Here is a 17,701-nt window from a genome sequence, read left to right on the forward strand (position 1 = left end):
GGATCCGGACACCGGCCGGGTGGGGCAACCCACCCGGCCGGTTCGTCTGTTGGCTGGGCTCAGCGTCGGTGGGGCCGGCGGGCCAGCGACAACCAACCGAGGAACCGGGCGTGCATCGCGGACGGGTCCGGGCGCAGCCCCAGGCCGTACACGTCGTCGATAGCCTCCTGCATCGACGCGGCCAGGTAGAACGCCAGCGCGATCGAATGACCGTAGAACTCGGTCACGAGAGCGAGCTGCGCCGGCGCACACGGCCAGGGCGCGGCGCAGTTGCGGCACAGCCAGGCTGGACGCATCGGCAGGTGCGGGGTCATCCGACCCGCACCGGACGTCGCGGACGCTTGGTTGGCCTGGTCGGTTTGGCGGGCAGGGCTTGCAGCCGCACGCCCGCGCGCATCACGAACAACTCGCGCCGCGCCACAGCGTCGCCGGCCGCGTTCAGCTGGTAGCCCTCAATCCAGACCCACCCGGCGTACGTGTGCCGCTCGGGCAGCTCGCGAATGACGCGTACGAAGATCGGGCGCAGGAACTGCACGCTCGCCGCGGTGGTCAGGAGGACCACGTCACCGGCCCCCATCTTCTCGGGTTTGTCGTCGGGCACGGTCTCCCCCTTGGTGCCGTTGGGAAGGGGCCACTCCCGTGAGTGCTCGCCCGTCGGGAGCGGCCCCGCTACGAACGCGACCGCCGGATCTCGTGGGCCTGCCAGCCGCGCCGCCTGGTGACACTCTGCTGTGGAGACCACTACGCTCGGAAGGCGTTCCAGGTGTCCGGGCCGGAGCTGGCAGAACAGGCTCCAGGCGTGTGGCATCTCGGGTAGTGGATCTCCGATTTGAGGAGAGATGTATGGCTGACGTGCCAAGCCCTCTCGCGGACTTCATCGTGAGCGAGATCCGCCGTGCTCGCGGAGCGTCAGGGATGACGCAAGAGTCGTTCGGCCGCGCTGCGGGCTTCAGCGCCTCACACGTCAGCGCCGTGGAAAGCGGCACCCGCGCCTTGACGATGGACTTCATCCGGGGAGCGGACCGCGCCTTCAGTAACGACGGGTTGTTCGGTCGCCTAGTGGTGAAACTCGGCGCACCGTCGTGGTTCCTGCCGTGGCTGGACGCCGAGCGTGGCGCACGACAGCTCCGTCTCTTCGAGCCACTACTGATCCCGGGCCTACTCCAGACCGAGAACTACGCCCGCGTCGTGATGCGCCTGAACGACCTCATGTCCGCCACCGAGGTAGACCAGCAGGTAAGCGCCCGGATGAGCCGACACAAGATCCTGACCGGCGACAGCCCGCCGCAGGTGGTGGCCGTGCTGGATGAGTCCACGCTCCACCGCGCGGGCGACGAATACGCCGGCATCATGGTCGAGCAGGTCGCCCACCTCATCACGGTCGCCGAGCTGCCCCACGTTCACGTGCATGTGATCCCGGCTGGTGCTGGCCTGCACATCGGGTTGTCCGGGCCGTTCGCGCTGGCGCGGGCTGGTGACGGGACCTGGGTCGGGCACCTCGAAAATCAGCTAGGCGGGATCGTGGTCGACAACGAAGATGGGCTACATACTCTTCAGACGAGGTGGGAGAACGTGAGGAACGAGGCACTCCCGCGCCGACAGTCCAACGAGCTGATGAAGGAAGTGCACAGCCATCATGGACCTCACTAACGCCACCTGGCGCAAGTCCCGGCGCAGCGGATCGTCCGGGGGCAACTGCGTCGAGGTCGCCGACAACCTGCCCGGCGTCATCGGTGTCCGGGACAGCAAGGACCCTGCCGGTCCGGCCCTGACCTTTGCTCCGACTGCGTGGCGGGCGTTCGTCGCGCAGCTCACCGAACGGCCGTAGCCAAAGCCAGACGCGCGAAGGCTTTGCCCCGGACCAAAGCGCCGCAATCGACCACGTCCCAGATCACCGCGCTACCGCGCCGGCAGTCCATCGACCTCCTAAAGGAAGTTGAGAGCCATCATGGACCTCAGTAACGCCCGGTGGCGCAAGTCCACGCGCAGCGGCGCGAGCGGCGGGAACTGCGTCGAGGTAGCAAGCAACTTGCCCGGTGTTGTGGCCGTTCGCGACTCGAAGGACGTCACTAGAGCGGCACTGACCTTCGCCCCCGTTACCTGGGCCGCGTGCGTCACCCAGATCGCCGAGCAGCCGTAACCGACGCGAGGCAAGCCATCGCGCTGGGACGTCGTACATCGAGAGGCTCGTGTCCAGCGTCGTGCTCGTGGTTCCGGTAGGCCACGCCGCCTGCCATCGACCCGGCAAGCCGAGCAGACCATCGTCCGCGTTGCCACAGTCCGACCCTCCGTCAAGGTCCGCTGCCATAGCCGGGCCGGGCGGCCGGCCACGGGGGCGGGCTGGTTTCTTGGGCGGCCGGCATCTGCCGAAAGTGGCGTTCTTCCTGCTCGTCGGGCGTCTGTGCCTGATGGTTGAGTTGAAACGACCGACCTCGGATCCCGGGCAGCGAGGCTCCTGCTACCACTCGGCGGTCCTCAAGCCTGCGCCCCAGGGGTCACACCCCCGGTCACTTCGTCGCTGTCCTCTACCGCTGGTCGCGGCGGAAAGATGCGCTCGATGGCGTCCTCGACACGAACAAAGTTCCCGCGAAACCGGATTGTTCTGGTTATCCAAGGGAGGCGGTCGGGGTTCAAACCGATACGCAACAGAAGGCACAGGCGGGTCACATGGAATAGGCTCTCAGCGAGATGAAGTAGATCGCCACCGTCGTACATTGGTCGGTCCTCGTCGAGGTGAGTCAGGTCGTTTCGAATTCTCTTTATCGCCTGAATCCATGCCTCAACGTTGTTGCCCACGAGGGAATGGACCGAATCCCCAAGTTCCCCCGTCAGTTCGGTGAGTCGCTGAACGAGGCTGGGAGCGTTGGCGTGTCCCATTAGATCGTTGAACCACTTGTGGTGCTCTTCTGGGACATGTTCCCTGAGTTGTCGCCGCAAACGTCTGAATGCAGATTCGGGAAGGTATCGGCCGCCTACGGTTGCTCGATGAAGACCCTCGGCCGCTGATGCAATGTTAAGGAAGCGGTTCTCGCTGTAGATTCCGTGATGCCTCATCGTGAGCAGGGCGCCGATGATGGGCGTGATGCTAGGCGACTGGTTTAGCCAGGTTGCTACGCCTGCTATACCGATGTCATCGAACGGAACGGGCACCTCGGGTGCTGAGAGCACTCGCGCGTTGCCGGGTAGACTGCGGTCACCGAGGCGCGCCTTTAGTTCTATGGCTTGCTGGGAGTCGGGAAACGGGTCGCCGGAGAGCGCCTTCATCGGCAGGTCTGCTCGGTAGAGGTAGACACTCTCAAAGAGCCCCGGACGATCGGTGCAGAGCGACATCAGGTTGCATATGTGGCCGGTGTCTTCGACGATCTCGCCTACCGGCGTCTTCTCGTCGTAAGTCAATTCGAATTGCGGCCACTGCTCGATAGTCAGGCTCTTGTGGTCGACGTCTTGCCGGGACCAGCGGAAGTCGAGCGCAACGGCGCCTCGCTCGAAGCGCGCTGCTTTACTGGGCGGCCTGTCGAGTCGCACTACCAGTTCTCGCCTCTCGACGCCGCCGACGGCCAGATCGACGTCGTCTGAGATTGCATCCTTACCGACCCATGCCGCAGCGTCATTGAATCGAACGCTAACTGAGTCGAAGACTGTGTCTTCCTCACGCTCGAAGTGTGCGCCGATGAGGATCATGTGCGCGTGGTACTTCGTTGGCGAAAGCCACAGGCAATCGAGGAGCGTTACCGGCCGCATGCAGTTCGGCTCATGGATGTATCCGACGACATGATTCCGCTTGCCGCCCTCTTTCTCGGTCGTCTCGCCGTTGTCTGCCATCTCGGCGAGTGCGTCCGAGAGGTGAAGAGTACCGCCGTCTTTTGTGTTGAACACGAGGCGGCCATATCGTGCAATCCGTTCATGCCCAGGGAGCCAGAACGAGCCCATCACATCAAGCGGTTGCATTGTTACCCCCGCTCGGCTGAGTCGGGGACCGGAACGATGCTCGCTCGCTGGAGGTATCTATCGAATTCGCCGTGTCCGGCAAGTCCGTCGACAAGGCGAGCGAAGGCGATCTCAGATTCGGTCGCGCTATAGGCAAACAGCTCCATGCCGAAAGGTCCGCCGCTCGGAGCTACTTCATTCCGTGGCGTCGGAAGGATGGCTCGTGCGCCATCGACGTGCAGAAGGCATGCTCGGTGAACAGGGCTTCCGTTGTAAAGAATGTCGCCATATGCCTGATAAACCTTCGGGTCGGGAAAGGTCCATTCGAAGGTTAGGGGCTCAGCATTCAGCGATGTCGGCATTCCGTAAGCGATCGAAACTCTCACGTCCGGCACAAACACCCAGCGTTGGTAGTGCCCGGAAACCTCCAGCCAGTGCCGGTCCCCCTCCTGTACCTCGCCGAGAACTTCGGGAGCGATTGGGCCGGGCATGGAACGCCAGTCACCCTGGGACGAGGAGAGGACGATCTTGAGAAGGTCGTTGAGGTTCACCGCTCGACTTTAGGGGAGCGGGGGAGTCTTTCGTGTCAGCCGTGTTGGTAGCTGACGGCGCCGATAGGTCATGGTCACTGGTTGCGTTTGCGGGGATCATTCCAGCCCAGGAAGCGGGCGAAGATCTCGCCGGGCGTCGGCATGTCGTTCGGGCGAAGCTGGTAGAGGTCGGCCACGGCATCGAAGAGTTGGCCGGCAAGGTAGACAGACAGTCCCACTCGGTCGCCTTCGTACTCCGCAAACAGATTCGTCCTGACACTCTCGCAGGGCCATTCGCGACCAACCTCAGCGGCGGCGGTTAGGGCGCCTCACCCCCCGCACGTCACCCCGCGCTACTACCGATTTCCTCTGTTCTGGATCAAGGCACCGCGCTCCGCGCGATGCGGGGCGGCAAGCCCGGCGGGAGGCAAGCTGCTCCGGCCGCCTACGGCGCCGGGGCGGTGAGCCACCGACAGCCGCCGGGACACCGCCCCCGCGCGGTAAGAGGAACCAGCCTCAGCGAGGCCATGACGGAAGCCGGCAGGCCGATCTGGTCGAGTGGTCGGGGCTTCCGTCTGCCGCGCCAGTCCAACCCTGGGACTGGCTTGCCACCGAGTCACCGGGTTGCGGCACCAGCTCCACCGCCAGGACGCGCCCGGCCCTCCCCAACAGCCGCCGACCCTCTCCGGAACCATCAAGCGCCGGCCCCTCATACGGCTCACAGCGGCACAGCCAGCCCGGCCCGAGAAGGGGTCAACTGAGCCAGCGCTCAGGGCGTGTCCAGGGCGTCAGGGAGTCTCGAGGGCGTCAAACGTCGGCCAAAGTTGACCATCAACGACCATCGACACCCGGACATAGAACCAGCTCAGGGCCTCGATCACGGATCTGAGCTGGTAGGCGACGGACGAGTCGACCTGTACGCCGGATTCTGTGCGCGGCGCGTACCCCAAGGGGTTTGCGCCGGCGGCGGCCATCCATCTCGGCCTACCGTTGCCGGCAGGCTCCAGCGGCCTACCCGCAGACATCGGGCGGGCAGCCCTCAAGCGTCTGCGCCGGGTCGTCATCTTGCGGTGACGGCCCTTGCTTGGCCTTGCTCCGGGTGGGGTTTACCGAGCCACCCCGGTCACCCGGGGTGCTGGTGGGCTCTTACCCCACCGTTTCACCCTTACCGTCCCCGTTGGGGTCGGCGGTCTGTTTTCTGTGGCACTTTCCCGCGGGTCGCCCCGGGTTGCCGTTAACAACCACCCTGCCCTGTGGAGTCCGGACGTTCCTCGGCGGCGGGCCGAAGCCCGCCGACGCGGCCGCCCGGTCGACTCGTCCGTCGCGCCCTCATCCTAACGACGAGCGTGCTGCGGGTATTGCCGCCCTGCCTGAGCAAGATCGCGCAGCTCACGGACGATCCGGCGAATGCTTGCCGTAGGGCGACGGCTAGCCTCGTGGGGCTATGGATCTCTCCCACGCCGCGCTGCTGCTCGCCGCCGGTCTCGCCGCTGGCACTGTCAACGCGGTGGCCGGTGGCGGTTCGTTGATCACCTTCCCGGCGATGATCGCGATCGGGTTGCCTCCGGTGCCGGCGAACGTCAGCAACTCCGTCGCTGTCTTCCCCGGGTACCTGGCCAGCGTGGCGGGCAGCCGGCAGGACCTGCCGCGCCCCCGCGCGTTGGCCACGCTCGTGCCTACCACCATCGTGGGCACGATTCTCGGGGCGTTGCTGCTGCTGGCCACTCCGGCCCGCGCGTTCGAGCTGGTCGTACCCTTCCTTGTTCTCGGCGCGACAGCGGTCCTGGCCTTCCAGGACCCGCTGCGCCGCCTGGTCGGTCACCCCCGGGACCTGTCGCCGCGTCGGCGGACTGTCGCGGTGCAGACGATGGTCGCGCTCGGTGCGGTGTACGGCGGCTACTTCGGTGCGGCGCTCGGGGTGATGCTGGTGGCCGGGCTGGCCCTGGTGCTGGACGCGACACTGGCCCGGGTGAGCGCGATCAAGAACCTGCTCTCCGCGGTGGTGGGGTTGACGACGCTCGTGGTGTTCGCCCTGTTCGGCCCCTTGAACTGGGCGGCCGTCGCGGTGGTCGCGCCGGCCACCCTCATTGGGGGGTACGCGGGCGCCAGGCTCGTCCGCCGGCTGCCGGCGGTGGTGCTCAAGACGGTGATCGTGGTGTTCGGTACGACGATCGGCCTCTACCTGCTCTGGCGCGCCCTGAACTAAACCGCCCGCCCGCACCCCGACCGGCCCCCGGCGCCCGGCCCCCGCTCAAGATCCACGCAACTTCAGGGATAGTGCTGGCTCAATTGGCGCCGAGGCAGCAGTTTCCCCGAAACTGCGCGGATCTTGGCCGGCACGGCGCGGCGCGGAGCGGCAGAGCGCAAAAGAAACGCGGTCAGTACGCCTCGCCTACCGGCTCCTCGGCGGTGTTCTCGGCACTCGCGGCGGCGCGGTTCCAGCGGGACCAGAGGACCCGCTCGCCGTAGCCGGCGGCCATCAGGTGCGCGAAGGCCAGGTAGACGAGCACGCCGACGGCGAGCACCCCGAAGCCGACCCAGAACGGCAGCGCCAGCGACTGCTCGGCGAGCTTGCCGGAGATGATCGGTGCCGGCGCGGCGGCACCCCAGCGGACCAGGTTGAACGCGCCGGTGGCGACGCGCCGGTCGCTGGAGCCGAGGCCGAGCGCCAGGTCGGTGAGGTTGGCGTTGGCCAGCCCCATGCAGAGTCCGGCGAGTACCAGCACCACGAGCGCCTCGGCGGTGCTGGTGGAGGTGGCGAAGAGGACCATGCAGACCAGCAGCCCGGCGATGGCCACGCCGACGGTCTGTACCGCGCCGATTCGGTGGGCCAGCCGGTGACCGATGACCATGATGCCGGCGGCCAGGCCGAGCCCCCAGCCGGTGAACGCGAGCCCCAGCGGGATGACGTCCAGGCCGAGAAAGAGCGGCGTGTAGCCGAGCACCACGAAGAACACGAAGTTGTACGCGGCGGTGACCACGCAGAGGGCGATGAACGCCGGCCGGCGGTAGGTGGCGAAGATCTGGCCGACGCGTACCGGGGCCTGACGGTTGGTGGGCTCGCGGAGTTTGCGGGACGCCACGCCGAGGGCGAGGACCATGAAGACGCCGCAGACGAAGAACGGCAGCCGCCAGCTGACCTCGCCGAGCAGGCCACCGATCAGCGGTCCGACGGCGAAGCCCAGGCCCAGGGCGGTCTCGAAGAGGCCCACCACCCATTCCCGGTCGACGGCCAGGTTGACAAGCACCACCATGGCGGTGGCGAAGAACATCGCGTTGCCCAGCCCCCAGACGCCGCGCAGTACTGACAGCTGCACGATGTTGTCGCTGAACGAGGCGAGGATCGCGGCGAGGCCGACCACCGAGACGCCGGTGATGAGCACCGGCTTGAAGCCGAACCGGCCGCTGGCCAGCGTCGCCGGGATCATCCCAAGGGCCATGACCGCGATGTACGCGGTGAAGAGCAGCTCGACCTGCCAGGCGGTGACCCCGATCGCCTCGCCGATGGCGGGCAGGATCGGGTCGACGACGGCGATGCCGGCGATGGCGAGGAAGGCCACCAGCGTGGTGGCGTAGATGGCACTGCGGTTCGGTTCGGAACGCCGATCCACTCCGACTCCTCAGATAGCTGTATCATGCAGGTACTTATTCTGTATCATACAGCTATGAGCGACGACCATGACGAGAGCACCCTCGGCCGGATCGAGACCGAGGTGGCCCTGCTGATGCGCTTCGGTGAGGCCACCCGGCGGGCCACCGGCACCGCCGAGCACCGGGTGCTGGACCGCGCGGCGTACGTCATCCTGCGCCACCTGGCCGACGCCGGCCCGCAGAACGTCTCGGCTCTCGCCGCCCGGCTCAACCTGGACGGCTCGACAGTCACCCGGCAGGTGTCCGCACTTCAGCGCGACGGCCTGATCATCCGTGCCCCGGACCCGTCCGACGGCCGCGGCACTGTCATCTCCCCCACCCCGGCCGGCCTGCAACGGATGGCCGCCGTCCAGGCCGCCCGCACCCGGCTCTACGGCGACATGCTGGCCGACTGGACCCCCGAGGACCGCTCCACGCTGGCTGCCCTACTGGGCCGCCTCAACCAGGCCCTGATCAACCGCAACCGCCCTCGCTAACCCCGCCCACTCCCACTCCCACTCCACACCGCACCCCCGCCCACCCCACCCCACCCCACCCCACGCCTCGCCCCGCCCAGCCCAGCCCAGCCGCCCTGCCCAGCCCAGCCCAGCCCAGCCCCGTCGATCTTGCACTTATGGTGGGGGATAAACGGCCTGAATCACCACCTACCGGGCACCATAACTGCAAGATCGACGCGGGAGACGCGGAAGACGCGGGGCGCGAGGACACGGGCGCGGGAGACACGGGGCACGAGAACACGCGCACGGGACAGGTACGCCCGGGCACCGACACGCGTCGGCGCCCGGGCGTTCGTGTCTGAGGTCAGGCGACCGGTTCGCGGGCCGAGTCGGCGTCGCGGTCGGGGCCCGGGGTGATGCGGGGGTCGCCCTCGTCGGCGAAGTAGTCGTCCGGCTCGGTGCCGTCGACTCCTTCCTCGACCTTGGCGGCCCGCAGCGCGAGCGTCACCAGTGCCGCCACGGCCAGGTTGACCGCCACCGCCACGATGCCGACGTAGATCGTCCGAGTGGTGTCGAACCCGAACTCCGACAGCGGGAACGCCGAGCCGCCGAAGTGCTTCCGGGTCGGGCTGGCCACCTGGTAGAGCATCCACATGCCCAACCCCATGCCGGCCACCCAGCCGACGATCAGGCCGGTGCGGTGGAACCAGCGGGTGTAGAGACCCAGCGCCACCGCCGGCAGCGTCTGCAGGATGATCACGCCACCGATCAACTGGAGGTCGATGGAGAACTGCGGGTCGAGGAAGACGATGCAGGCCACCGCACCGACCTTCACCACCAGTGAGGTGATCTTCGAGACGTTCGCCTCCTGGGCCGGGGAGGCGTCCCGCTTCAGGTACTCCTTGTAGATGTTGCGGGTGAACAGGTTCGCCGCCGCGATCGACATGATCGCCGCGGGCACCAGCGCGCCGATGCCGATCGCCGCGTACGCAACGCCGGCGAACCAGTCCGGGAACTGCTGGTCGAACAGCACCGGCACGACGGTGTTGTTGTCGACAGTGCCTTCCTTGGCGCCGGGCAGTGGCTTCACCCCGGACGCGATGGCCATGTAGCCGAGCAGCGCGATCAATCCGAGGATCAGGCTGTACGCGGGCAGCGCCGACATGTTCCGCTTGATCACGTCGCGGTTCCTGCTGGCCAGCACGCCGGTGATGCTGTGCGGGTAGAGGAAGAGCGCCAACGCCGAGCCGAACGCCAGGGTGACGTACTGGAGCTGATTGTTGGCGTTGAGCAGGATCCCGTCGTTCGGGTTCTGCGCCGTGGCCTGGAACTTCGCCTCGGCGGCGTCGAAGATGCTGCCCCAGCCGCCCAGCTTCTGCGGTAGCCAGATCACCGCGACCAGGATCACCACGTAGATCAGGGCGTCCTTGACGAACGCGATCAGCGCGGGCGCGCGCAGCCCCGACTGGTACGTGTACGCCGCCAGGATCGCAAACGCGATGATGATCGGCAGGTGCCGGGCCAGCGCGCTATCGCCTGTCACCCCCATCGTCTTGAGCACCGCCTCGATGCCGACGAGCTGCAATGCGATGTACGGCATGGTGGCGACGATGCCGGTGATCGCGACGAGCAGCGCCAGCACCGGCGAGTCGAACCGGCTGCGGACGAAGTCCGCCGGGGTGACGAAGCCGTGCCGGTGCGAGACCGACCAGAGCCGACAGAGCACCAGGAACACCAACGGGTAGATCACGATGGTGTACGGCACCGCGAAGAAGCCCATCGCGCCCGCGCCGAACACCAGCGCCGGCACCGCCACGAAGGTGTACGCGGTGTAGAGGTCGCCGCCGACCAGGAACCAGGTGATCCAGCCGCCGAAGCTGCGCCCGCCCAGCCCCCACTCGTCCAGGTGCGCCATGTCCTTCGGTGCCCGCCACCGGGCGGCCACGAAGCCCATCACGCTGACCAGGAGGAACAGCAGGGAGAAGACGATGATCTCGGTGAGATGGTCGCGCCACATCAGCGGCCTCCCCGCTTCTTCGTCATCTGGTAGACCAACGTGGTGGTACCGACGCCGAGCAGGATGAAGGCCAGCTGCAGCCAGTAGAAGCGCGGGAAACCGAAGACCCGGGGCGAGTCGCCATTGAAGAACGCCGGGATCAGCGGCACCACGATGGGGATGAAGAGCAACCAGTTCCAGGGGCTGTGGTCCTTAGCCCTGGTCGGCGCCGTGGGCGGCGCCTCCGGTTCGGGTGCAGCCATCTGACACACCTCCGGGGAGTCGTGGCTCTCGATGTAACGGCCGGAGGCTACGACTCTGTGACGGCGGTCACCTGACCCGTTCGGAAGGTGCTGCGCCGAACGGCCGGTCGGCTGCGCCGAACGGCGCGGCCGACCGGCCCTACCAACGAAGGGTGCGGCGGCTCAGTCGAGGCTGGCGAGGTGGGCGGTGTCGTTGACAGTGCGCACTGCCACGCCGCCGTCGGGCCACATGTCGAGCACCGAGATGCCGGCCGCGTCCAGGAAGAGCCGGTGCAGGAAACCGTCGCCGGCCGCGAGGGCGTCGCGCAGCATCAGCTTGATCGGCGAGACGTGCGAGACGACCACCACTGTCTCACCGGGGTACGCGGTGAGCAGCCCGCTGATGACGCGGTGCGCGCGTTCGGCGACCTGGGTGAACGACTCCCCGCCCGGCGGCGCGATCCGGGGTGAGGCGAGCCAGGCGTCCATCTCCCCCGGCCACTGCTGGCGTACCTCGGCGAAGGTGCGCCCCTCCCACTGGCCGAAGTCGCACTCGATCAGGTCGTCCTCGGTGCGGACCGGCACGTCGCCGCCGAGCGCCTCGGCGATCGACGCCGCGGTGGCCGTACACCGGGACAACGGTGAGCTGAGCACGGCCGCGACGGACGGGGCCAGCTCGGCGACCCGGGTGCCGGTGGCGCGGGCCTGGGCCCGGCCACGCTCGGAGAGCGGAACGTCGCCGCGCCCGGAGTAGCGCCGCTGCTCGGTGTACGCGGTCTCGCCGTGCCGGACCAGGATCAGCCGGGTGGCGGTGAAGGTCGGCCGTGGCTCCCAGGAGGCCGGCGCGGTCGCCGGGTCGCTGCCGATGATCGGGGTCGAGGGCTGGCCGGCGGACGGCGTCGTCGCGGGACGGGCGGGGGCCGCAGTCGCCGACGGACGACCCGCGGCGGCGTCCATCGCGGCGTTGGCGAGGGCGTCGGCGTGCCGGTTCTGCTCGCGTGGAATCCAGCTGAACCGGACCGCTGTGAACCGGCCCACCAGCGCGGCGGCCTGGGCGGCGAGAGGGCGCAGGCCGGGGTGCTTTATCTGCCACCGGCCGCACATCTGCTCGACCACCAGCTTGGAGTCCATCCGGACGTCCACCTCGGCGGCGCCCAGCTCGGCGGCGGCGGTCAGCCCGGCGATCAGGCCCTGGTACTCGGCGACGTTGTTGGTGGCGGTGCCGAGCGACTCGGAGCGCTCGGCGAGCACCTCGCCGGTCTCCGGGTCGCGGACCACCGCGCCGTAGCCGGCGGGGCCGGGGTTGCCCCGGGACCCACCGTCGGCCTCCATGGAGACCACGCGCGGCGCCACGACCTACAGGCCCGACTCGTTGGTGCGGACCATGATCCGTCGGCAGTCCTCACAGCGGACCACGTCGTCGGGGGCGGCCTTGCGGATCCGGGCCAGGTCGGCGCCGGACAGGTCCAGGCGGCACCCGCCGCAGCGGCCGCCGGTGAGCAGCGCGGCACCCAACCCGGTGTCCTCGCGGATCTTGTCGTAGAGGTTGACCAGCTCGCTGGGGAGGTCGGCGGCGAGCGGCTGACGGGCGCCCCGCTTGAACTCCTCCTCCTTGGCGATCTCGGCCAGCGCCTCGTCGCGGCGCTGCTCGGTAGCGGCCCGCTTGTCCCGGGTCTCGGCCAGCCGCTGCTCCACGCCGTCCAGTACGCCCTGCGCGGTCTCCCGCTGCTCCATCAGCTCCAGCTCGGCGTCCTCAAGGTCGCCCTGGCGGCGCTTGAGCGAGACCAGCTCGTGCTGGAGCGCCTCCAGCTCGCGGGCCGGGCCGGTGCCGGCGGCCAGCCGGTTCTCGTCCTTCTCCTTGCGGGCCCGGACCTGCTCGACGTCCTTCTCCAACCGGGCGATGTCCCGGTCCAGGTCGTCCACCGCCACCTGGGCGCGGACCCGCTCGTCCTCCATCGACGACAGCTCCCGGGCCAGCGACTCCAGTTCGGCCCGCTCGGCAAGCGTCCGCCTGCGGTGGGCGAGCTGGGCGAGGTTGGTGTCGATCGCCTGGAGGTCGAGCAGGCGGCGCTGCACCTTGGGGTCAGCCTTCACGGTCGGGCTCCTTGTCGTCCACAGCGGGTGCGGCGGCGTGCACGGTCCACGGGTCGGTGTCCAGGTCGGACACCAGCGTCTCGACGTCCAGCGCCTCCCGGAGGAAGGCGGCCAGGTCGTCCAGCCACGGTCGTTCGGTCGCCCAGTGGGCGGCGTCGATCAGGGCGGGACCATCGGCGGCGAGGTGCTCGCCGGCCGGGTGGTGCCGCAGGTCGGCGGTGAGGAACGCGTCCACCCCGGCGGCGGTAGCGGCGCCGAGGAAGCTGTCCCCCGACCCGCCGCTGACGGCGAGGGTACGAACCATACGCCCGGGATCCCCCGCCGCGCGAACTCCCCAGGACGTGACGGGGAGCACCGCTGCCGCGTGCCGGGTCAGCTCGGCGAGGGTCATCGGCTGGGGCAGTTCGCCGATCCGGCCGAAACCCCTGTCGTCGCCGTGGGCGGGCGAGCCGGGCGCGGGTCGTTGAAGTGGGCGCAGACCGGTGAGCCCGAAGCGGGCGGCGAGGGCGTCGGAGACACCCGGCGAGGCCACGTCGGCGTTGGTGTGCGCCGCGTAGAGCGCCACCCCGGCCCGGATCAACTGGTGGATGATCCGCCCCTTGAAGGTCGTCGCGGCGACCGACGACACCCCGCGCAGCAGCAGCGGGTGATGCGCCACGATCATGTCCGCGTCGGCGGCGAGGGCTTCGTCGACAGTTTCGGGCACCACGTCGACCACGCAGAGCACCCGGCGGACCGGGGTGGCCGGTTCACCGAGCACCAGGCCCACCCGGTCCCACTCCTCCGCCCAGACCGGCGGAAAGCGCCGTTCCAGCGCGGCCACCACGTCGCTGACTGTGGGGGCGGATCCGCTTGTGCTCACGGCGGGCCAGCTTACCGGCGTCGGGGCCGCCGGGCGGTGACACCCGGCCCGGCCGCGTCGGGTGGAAGATCTGCCGGACGCGCTAGGCGGCACTCCAGGAGACGGTCTGCAATGCCGCCAGCGGCATCGCCCAGGGGAAGGCGTGCAGGTGCTGTTCCCCCGTCCCCGGCGGATGCAGAGCGATCACATCGTCGCCGAAGAGCACAGTGACGCCCCACTCGGCCAGCCGGGCCACCCCGGCCCGAAACGCCGGGTGGCAGGCCATCGCCGCGTTTGTGTACGGCACCGCCACGATGGGGACGCCCTTTCCCTGGGCTTCGACCAACAGCCCGAGCGCCAGGGTGTCGGTGATCCCGGCGGCCCACTTGTTGACGGTGTTGACGGTGGCCGGGCAGACGATCATGGCGTCGGCGGGCGGCAGCACGTCCGGGTCACCGGGGTTCTTGTAGTGCGTCCGGACCGGGTGGCCGGTCTGCCGAATCAGGGCCGACTGGTCGACGAACTTCGCGCCGTCCGGCGTGCTGACCACGCAGACGTCCCAACCGTCCTGTTGGGCGAGGTCGACCAGACGACCGACGTGCCGGGCCAGCGGCGAACCGCAGGCGATGACGTAGAGCACCTCGCGGTGCCCGCTGCTGTGCGCTGCACCGGCCATCAGACCGGCTCCGCGCTCATACCCCTACTCCCATGTGCTCAGCCAACTCCGCTACCGGAGAAGGCGGCGCACCACGTGTGCGACGGAGGATGTCGGACATCACCTCGTGCGCGATCGGCCGGCAGCGGATCTCCGACGGGGCGAGCCGGTCACCGAGCAGCAGCATCTCGCCGGCGTTCGCCACGTCACCTATCTGGGCGTACCCGCGGGCGATGTCGAGCAGGTGGTGGGCGCGGCGCTCGGGCAGCAGCGCGTTGAAGGCGGGCTCCGCGATGCGCAGCTGGTGCACCTCCACGGCCCGCCCCCCGTCGCCCAGCTCCACCGCGGCGGCGGCCCGGTGCAGCTCGACGTTTGTCGGGCCGAACGACGTCCAGTAGTGGTTGTGGTCGCCGCCGAGCAGGGTCGCGGCCTCCTGCGCGCAGTTGATCAGGTCGTCGACGCTGGCCGAGTCACCGATGCGGGACGCGGCCATCGCGCCCTGGAGCAGCAGCATCCCGTAGACGGACAGGCGGGCCGGTGAGACCTCGTTGCTGCCACCCGGCGCCAGCCGGTTGGCGATCTGGACGTTCAGCTCCAGCGCGGGGCGGGCCCGGCCCATCGCTACCAGGGCGTTGCACACCCGGGTGGTGGCGATCCCGGCGAGCAGCGGATCGTCGGCCCGCTGGGCCACCGCCATCGACCGGTCGGCGGCCAGCCAGGCGAGCTCGCACTCGCCGAGCTTGCGCAGCACCGAGGAGGCGATCTGGTAGACCTGGCCGAGCAGGTGGGCCGCCTCGGCGGCCTGCTCACCACCGTAGGCGGCGTCGGCCGCCTGGGCGTCGCGCAGCAGCTTCGGCAGCGCCCGGGTGAGCATCCCGTAGCGGCCGTACTGGTAGGTGAGCCAGGCGTGGTTGACGGCCTTGCGCATGTCGTCCATCGGGGGCGGGTACGGCGCCGCGTCGAAGTACGCGCTCATCGAGTCGTAGCGCTCCAGCGCCGCCCGGATCTCCTGCACCTCCACCTGGTCGATGCAGTTGAGGGCATCGGCGCGCCGCTCCGGGTCCTTGCCCATCAGCAGCTGCACGTCCATCTGAAGGATGTCGGCGATCTCGTAGAGGACGGAGAACTTGTCCAACCGTCGGACGCCGCGTTCGACCTTGTCCACCCAGCTCTTGGACTTGCCCAGCCGGTCCGCGAAGACCTGCTGCGACATCTTGCGTCGCCCCCGCCAGTAGGCCACTCGCCGTCCTATGGGTAGCTCGTCCATCTCCCCATCCTCCCCTGCCACCGACGACCAATCGAGTCGGGGCGATGTCCGCGGGTGCGGCGACTGCCGTTCATTTTCAGGTTTTCGCTGGTCGCACAGGATGTACGTCAGCCGTACAGGTAGTCCTCGTACTTTTCGTGCAAGTTGCACGAGCCGTTCGTCAACCTCAACGATCGTGGGTTACGGCAGTGACGGTGCTCGACATGCGACCTGGCGAACGCCGGGCCCGACGAGAGGAGTTGGCACACATGTGGGGGAATGTCGTACCGCGCGTTGCCGAACTGTCGCCGCTGGAACGGGTCCGGCTGCGCCGGGTCGCCATCCGGTACGCGGTACACGGCTGGGAAGTCACCCCTGGTGCCTGTCTGGCCCGCAGCCGCTTCGTCTGCGGGCGGGCCGGCTGTCCCACAGTGGGCTGCCACCCCGCCCTGGAGAACTGGGAACTGGCCGCCAGCGCCGACCCGGCCCGGGTGGCGACCTGGTGGCGGAGCCGACCACACGGGGTGCTGCTGCCCACCGGCCGGGCCTTCGACGTGCTGGAGGTGCCCGCCCACCTCGGCCGACACGTGCTCGACGCGGTCCAGATCCACCCGGCCGGCACCGGCGTACGCGGACCGGTGCTGGTCACGCCCACCGGGCGGTGGATGTTCCTGGTCCGCCCCGGCGACCCGCTCCGACCGGAGTTGGAGCACTGCTTCCACGTGGTCCGGCACGGGCCGGGCTCGTGGATCCCCGCGCCGCCCACCCGACTGCCGGAGGGCACTGTCCGCTGGGCGGTCGCCCCGGAACAGGCGCGCTGGCAGCTTCCGGATTCGTACCTCGTGCAGAACACGTTGATCGGGGCGCTGCGCGCCGCCGGGGTGACGCTCGCCCCCGACCTGCTCCCCGGTCACCTGCCGCTGCCCCGACGAGGCATGTGAAACCGGCCGGTCGGCGATTCGATCCGGTGCCCGACAGCGTCGCCGAGGCGTCGGTCCTCGTTGACAGGGGGACGGTGCGAACGCGCGCCACGAACGGGGGAACGATGTCCACAAACGACAGAGCACCTCACCCCGGCGGCACCGAGCCGCCCCGGCGCAGCCACCCGGGGCGCCGCTGGGCCGGCACCCGCCCGTCCGGCTCCCGCCCCGGCCGCCCACGCCCCACTGGCTCCCGCCCAGCAGGCACCCACCGCCCCCTCCGCTAGTCGGGTCGCCGCGACCCCCACCCCAAACTCCCGTCGATCTTGCACTTTCTGTCCCGACAATCTCTACATAACGGGACAAGCCAGCAACCGAAACTGCAAGATCGCGGGGAGCGGAGGGGTGCGCGGGGGTGCGCGGGGGCGCGGGGGCTAGTCGGTTAGGGGGAGGTCGGCGGAGTGGTACTGGCGGGCGTTGTCGGTTATCGCCGCGTGGGTGTGGCCGTCCAGGCGGGCCAGCCAGTTGAGGCCGGGGGTGCCCATGGCGAGGGCGGCGGTGGCGTACGCGTCGGCCACCCCGAGGTCGGTGCCGACCACAGTCACCGAGCGCAGCCCACTGGCCGGTGTGCCCCGGCGCGGGTCCAGCACGTGCCGGCCCCGCTCGTACACGCCGGATGTCGCCACGGCCAGGTCGGTCCCGCTGAGCACCAGGCAGGCCGCCATCGCGTCCCACGGGTGCCGGATGCCGATGCGCCACGGCTCCCCGGACGGTGACAGGCCCCGCACCCGTACGTCGCCGCCGGCGTTCACGCAGTGGTTGACGGCCCCGGCCGCGACGAGGCGGTCCGAGGCGACCTGAGCGGCCCAGCCCTTGACGTAGCCGGACGGGTCGAGCCGACCGGTGGCGTACGCGTCGAAGAACCCGTCGGTGGCACCCCACAGGTCGGCGCAGGTCTCCAGCACGTACCGCAGGTCCGCTGACGCCTCGGAGAGCAGCACCTCACCCCTGTCGAAGCGGCACACCTCGCTGTCCGGCTTGTACGTGCTGAACCGCGCGTCCACCTCGTGCATCCAGGCGAAGACCTCATCCGCCAGCTCGCGCGCTGTCGCCGGTGGCAGATCGTCGGCGAGGTCCAGGGTGATCGTCGTACCCATGATCT

20 protein-coding genes and 1 other RNA gene are annotated in these 17,701 nt (G+C 69.1%); 6 read left to right on the forward strand and 15 right to left on the reverse strand.

Annotated elements, in window-relative coordinates:
* Positions 1-59: 59 nt before the first annotated feature.
* Entirely contained in the window at positions 60-314 is a 255-nt protein-coding gene (locus tag AB0C19_RS07930; RefSeq protein WP_357181147.1) for a hypothetical protein, read from the reverse strand.
* A complete protein-coding gene (locus tag AB0C19_RS07935) occupies positions 311-577 on the reverse strand; it encodes a hypothetical protein (protein WP_357181621.1) in 267 nt (88 codons plus the stop codon). Before AB0C19_RS07935 ends, AB0C19_RS07930 begins: the two co-directional genes overlap by 4 nt.
* 266 nt (positions 578-843) lie before the next feature.
* Here AB0C19_RS07935 and AB0C19_RS07940 point away from each other — a divergent pair, with 266 nt between their 5' ends.
* The 3 genes from AB0C19_RS07940 to AB0C19_RS07950 all read left to right on the forward strand — a co-directional run bounded on the left by AB0C19_RS07940 (position 844) and on the right by AB0C19_RS07950 (position 2,140).
* Positions 844-1,650: a helix-turn-helix transcriptional regulator gene (locus tag AB0C19_RS07940; RefSeq protein WP_357181149.1), complete on the forward strand. Its 807-nt coding sequence runs from the start codon at positions 844-846 to the stop codon at positions 1,648-1,650.
* On the forward strand, positions 1,637-1,828 hold the full coding sequence (locus AB0C19_RS07945) for a DUF397 domain-containing protein (RefSeq protein ID WP_357181152.1): 192 nt from the start codon (positions 1,637-1,639) through the stop codon (positions 1,826-1,828). Before AB0C19_RS07940 ends, AB0C19_RS07945 begins: the two co-directional genes overlap by 14 nt.
* Before the next feature lie 120 nt (positions 1,829-1,948).
* The gene (locus AB0C19_RS07950) at positions 1,949-2,140 is read left to right on the forward strand and encodes a DUF397 domain-containing protein (protein WP_357181156.1); all 192 of its coding nucleotides are present in this window, start codon (positions 1,949-1,951) and stop codon (positions 2,138-2,140) included.
* A gap of 335 nt (positions 2,141-2,475) precedes the next feature.
* Here the strand turns inward: AB0C19_RS07950 and AB0C19_RS07955 are convergent, their stop codons facing one another.
* The 4 genes from AB0C19_RS07955 to rnpB all read right to left on the reverse strand — a co-directional run bounded on the left by AB0C19_RS07955 (position 2,476) and on the right by rnpB (position 5,774).
* Positions 2,476-3,948, reverse strand: a complete 1,473-nt coding sequence (locus AB0C19_RS07955) for a HEPN domain-containing protein (RefSeq protein WP_357181159.1) — start codon at positions 3,946-3,948, stop codon at positions 2,476-2,478.
* A 2-nt stretch (positions 3,949-3,950) separates the two neighbouring features.
* Positions 3,951-4,478 carry a hypothetical protein gene (locus AB0C19_RS07960; RefSeq protein ID WP_357181162.1) on the reverse strand — a complete coding sequence of 176 codons (528 nt, stop codon included), beginning with the start codon at positions 4,476-4,478 and terminating at the stop codon, positions 3,951-3,953.
* Between the two features lie 74 nt (positions 4,479-4,552).
* Positions 4,553-4,696, reverse strand: coding sequence for a hypothetical protein (locus tag AB0C19_RS07965; protein WP_357181165.1), 144 nt, complete (start codon positions 4,694-4,696; stop codon positions 4,553-4,555).
* 662 nt (positions 4,697-5,358) lie between these two features.
* Positions 5,359-5,774: RNase P RNA component class A (rnpB, locus tag AB0C19_RS07970), an RNA gene on the reverse strand.
* 127 nt (positions 5,775-5,901) lie between these two features.
* Here rnpB and AB0C19_RS07975 point away from each other — a divergent pair.
* Positions 5,902-6,663: a sulfite exporter TauE/SafE family protein gene (locus tag AB0C19_RS07975; protein ID WP_266304789.1), complete on the forward strand. Its 762-nt coding sequence runs from the start codon at positions 5,902-5,904 to the stop codon at positions 6,661-6,663.
* 172 nt (positions 6,664-6,835) lie between these two features.
* Here AB0C19_RS07975 and AB0C19_RS07980 read toward each other — a convergent pair whose 3' ends face one another.
* Complete coding sequence (locus AB0C19_RS07980; RefSeq protein WP_357181169.1) at positions 6,836-8,068, reverse strand: MFS transporter; 1,233 nt, start codon at positions 8,066-8,068, stop codon at positions 6,836-6,838.
* A 54-nt stretch (positions 8,069-8,122) separates the two neighbouring features.
* Between AB0C19_RS07980 and AB0C19_RS07985 the strand changes: the two genes are divergently transcribed.
* On the forward strand, positions 8,123-8,584 hold the full coding sequence (locus AB0C19_RS07985; RefSeq protein WP_357181172.1) for a MarR family transcriptional regulator: 462 nt from the start codon (positions 8,123-8,125) through the stop codon (positions 8,582-8,584).
* Between the two features lie 325 nt (positions 8,585-8,909).
* Here AB0C19_RS07985 and mctP read toward each other — a convergent pair whose 3' ends face one another.
* The 7 genes from mctP to AB0C19_RS08020 all read right to left on the reverse strand — a co-directional run bounded on the left by mctP (position 8,910) and on the right by AB0C19_RS08020 (position 15,640).
* Complete coding sequence (mctP, locus tag AB0C19_RS07990; protein WP_357181176.1) at positions 8,910-10,562, reverse strand: monocarboxylate uptake permease MctP; 1,653 nt, start codon at positions 10,560-10,562, stop codon at positions 8,910-8,912.
* Positions 10,562-10,804 carry a DUF3311 domain-containing protein gene (locus AB0C19_RS07995; RefSeq protein WP_091409411.1) on the reverse strand — a complete coding sequence of 81 codons (243 nt, stop codon included), beginning with the start codon at positions 10,802-10,804 and terminating at the stop codon, positions 10,562-10,564. The genes mctP and AB0C19_RS07995 overlap by 1 nt, the downstream gene beginning before the upstream one ends.
* Before the next feature lie 162 nt (positions 10,805-10,966).
* Positions 10,967-12,136, reverse strand: a complete 1,170-nt coding sequence (locus AB0C19_RS08000) for a bifunctional RNase H/acid phosphatase (protein ID WP_357181180.1) — start codon at positions 12,134-12,136, stop codon at positions 10,967-10,969.
* Positions 12,137-12,139: 3 nt separating this feature from the next.
* A complete protein-coding gene (locus AB0C19_RS08005) occupies positions 12,140-12,877 on the reverse strand; it encodes a C4-type zinc ribbon domain-containing protein (protein ID WP_210783496.1) in 738 nt (245 codons plus the stop codon).
* Positions 12,867-13,739, reverse strand: coding sequence for a Nif3-like dinuclear metal center hexameric protein (locus AB0C19_RS08010; RefSeq protein ID WP_238690552.1), 873 nt, complete (start codon positions 13,737-13,739; stop codon positions 12,867-12,869). The genes AB0C19_RS08005 and AB0C19_RS08010 overlap by 11 nt, the downstream gene beginning before the upstream one ends.
* A gap of 82 nt (positions 13,740-13,821) precedes the next feature.
* Positions 13,822-14,394 (reverse strand): flavoprotein, encoded by a 573-nt coding sequence (locus AB0C19_RS08015; protein ID WP_357181185.1) that lies wholly within the window; start codon positions 14,392-14,394, stop codon positions 13,822-13,824.
* 16 nt (positions 14,395-14,410) lie between these two features.
* The gene (locus AB0C19_RS08020) at positions 14,411-15,640 is read right to left on the reverse strand and encodes a helix-turn-helix domain-containing protein (protein WP_091409394.1); all 1,230 of its coding nucleotides are present in this window, start codon (positions 15,638-15,640) and stop codon (positions 14,411-14,413) included.
* 248 nt (positions 15,641-15,888) lie between these two features.
* On the opposite strand from AB0C19_RS08020, the gene AB0C19_RS08025 reads away from it, so the two are divergent.
* Positions 15,889-16,560, forward strand: coding sequence for a bifunctional DNA primase/polymerase (locus AB0C19_RS08025; RefSeq protein ID WP_091409390.1), 672 nt, complete (start codon positions 15,889-15,891; stop codon positions 16,558-16,560).
* 413 nt (positions 16,561-16,973) lie between these two features.
* On the opposite strand, the gene AB0C19_RS08030 is transcribed toward AB0C19_RS08025, so the two are convergent.
* Positions 16,974-17,696, reverse strand: coding sequence for an FAD:protein FMN transferase (locus tag AB0C19_RS08030; RefSeq protein WP_357181625.1), 723 nt, complete (start codon positions 17,694-17,696; stop codon positions 16,974-16,976).
* Positions 17,697-17,701 lie beyond the last annotated feature (5 nt).

The sequence above is a fragment of the Micromonospora sp. NPDC048842 genome, from assembly GCF_040649935.1.
GTDB classification, from domain to species: Bacteria; Actinomycetota; Actinomycetes; order Mycobacteriales; family Micromonosporaceae; genus Micromonospora; species Micromonospora hortensis.

What these genes read in the sequence shown, in the direction of transcription:
- AB0C19_RS07930 (WP_357181147.1), bottom strand. Translation starts at nt 314, where the DNA reads ATGACCCCGCACCTGCCGATGCGTCCAGCCTGGCTGTGCCGCAACTGC.
- AB0C19_RS07935 (WP_357181621.1), bottom strand. Translation starts at nt 577, where the DNA reads ATGGGGGCCGGTGACGTGGTCCTCCTGACCACCGCGGCGAGCGTGCAG.
- AB0C19_RS07940 (WP_357181149.1), top strand. Translation starts at nt 844, where the DNA reads ATGGCTGACGTGCCAAGCCCTCTCGCGGACTTCATCGTGAGCGAGATC.
- AB0C19_RS07945 (WP_357181152.1), top strand. Translation starts at nt 1,637, where the DNA reads ATGGACCTCACTAACGCCACCTGGCGCAAGTCCCGGCGCAGCGGATCG.
- AB0C19_RS07950 (WP_357181156.1), top strand. Translation starts at nt 1,949, where the DNA reads ATGGACCTCAGTAACGCCCGGTGGCGCAAGTCCACGCGCAGCGGCGCG.
- AB0C19_RS07955 (WP_357181159.1), bottom strand. Translation starts at nt 3,948, where the DNA reads ATGCAACCGCTTGATGTGATGGGCTCGTTCTGGCTCCCTGGGCATGAA.
- AB0C19_RS07975 (WP_266304789.1), top strand. Translation starts at nt 5,902, where the DNA reads ATGGATCTCTCCCACGCCGCGCTGCTGCTCGCCGCCGGTCTCGCCGCT.
- AB0C19_RS07985 (WP_357181172.1), top strand. Translation starts at nt 8,123, where the DNA reads ATGAGCGACGACCATGACGAGAGCACCCTCGGCCGGATCGAGACCGAG.
- mctP (WP_357181176.1), bottom strand. Translation starts at nt 10,562, where the DNA reads ATGTGGCGCGACCATCTCACCGAGATCATCGTCTTCTCCCTGCTGTTC.
- AB0C19_RS07995 (WP_091409411.1), bottom strand. Translation starts at nt 10,804, where the DNA reads ATGGCTGCACCCGAACCGGAGGCGCCGCCCACGGCGCCGACCAGGGCT.
- AB0C19_RS08015 (WP_357181185.1), bottom strand. Translation starts at nt 14,394, where the DNA reads ATGGCCGGTGCAGCGCACAGCAGCGGGCACCGCGAGGTGCTCTACGTC.
- AB0C19_RS08020 (WP_091409394.1), bottom strand. Translation starts at nt 15,640, where the DNA reads ATGGACGAGCTACCCATAGGACGGCGAGTGGCCTACTGGCGGGGGCGA.
- AB0C19_RS08025 (WP_091409390.1), top strand. Translation starts at nt 15,889, where the DNA reads ATGTGGGGGAATGTCGTACCGCGCGTTGCCGAACTGTCGCCGCTGGAA.
- AB0C19_RS08030 (WP_357181625.1), bottom strand. Translation starts at nt 17,696, where the DNA reads ATGGGTACGACGATCACCCTGGACCTCGCCGACGATCTGCCACCGGCG.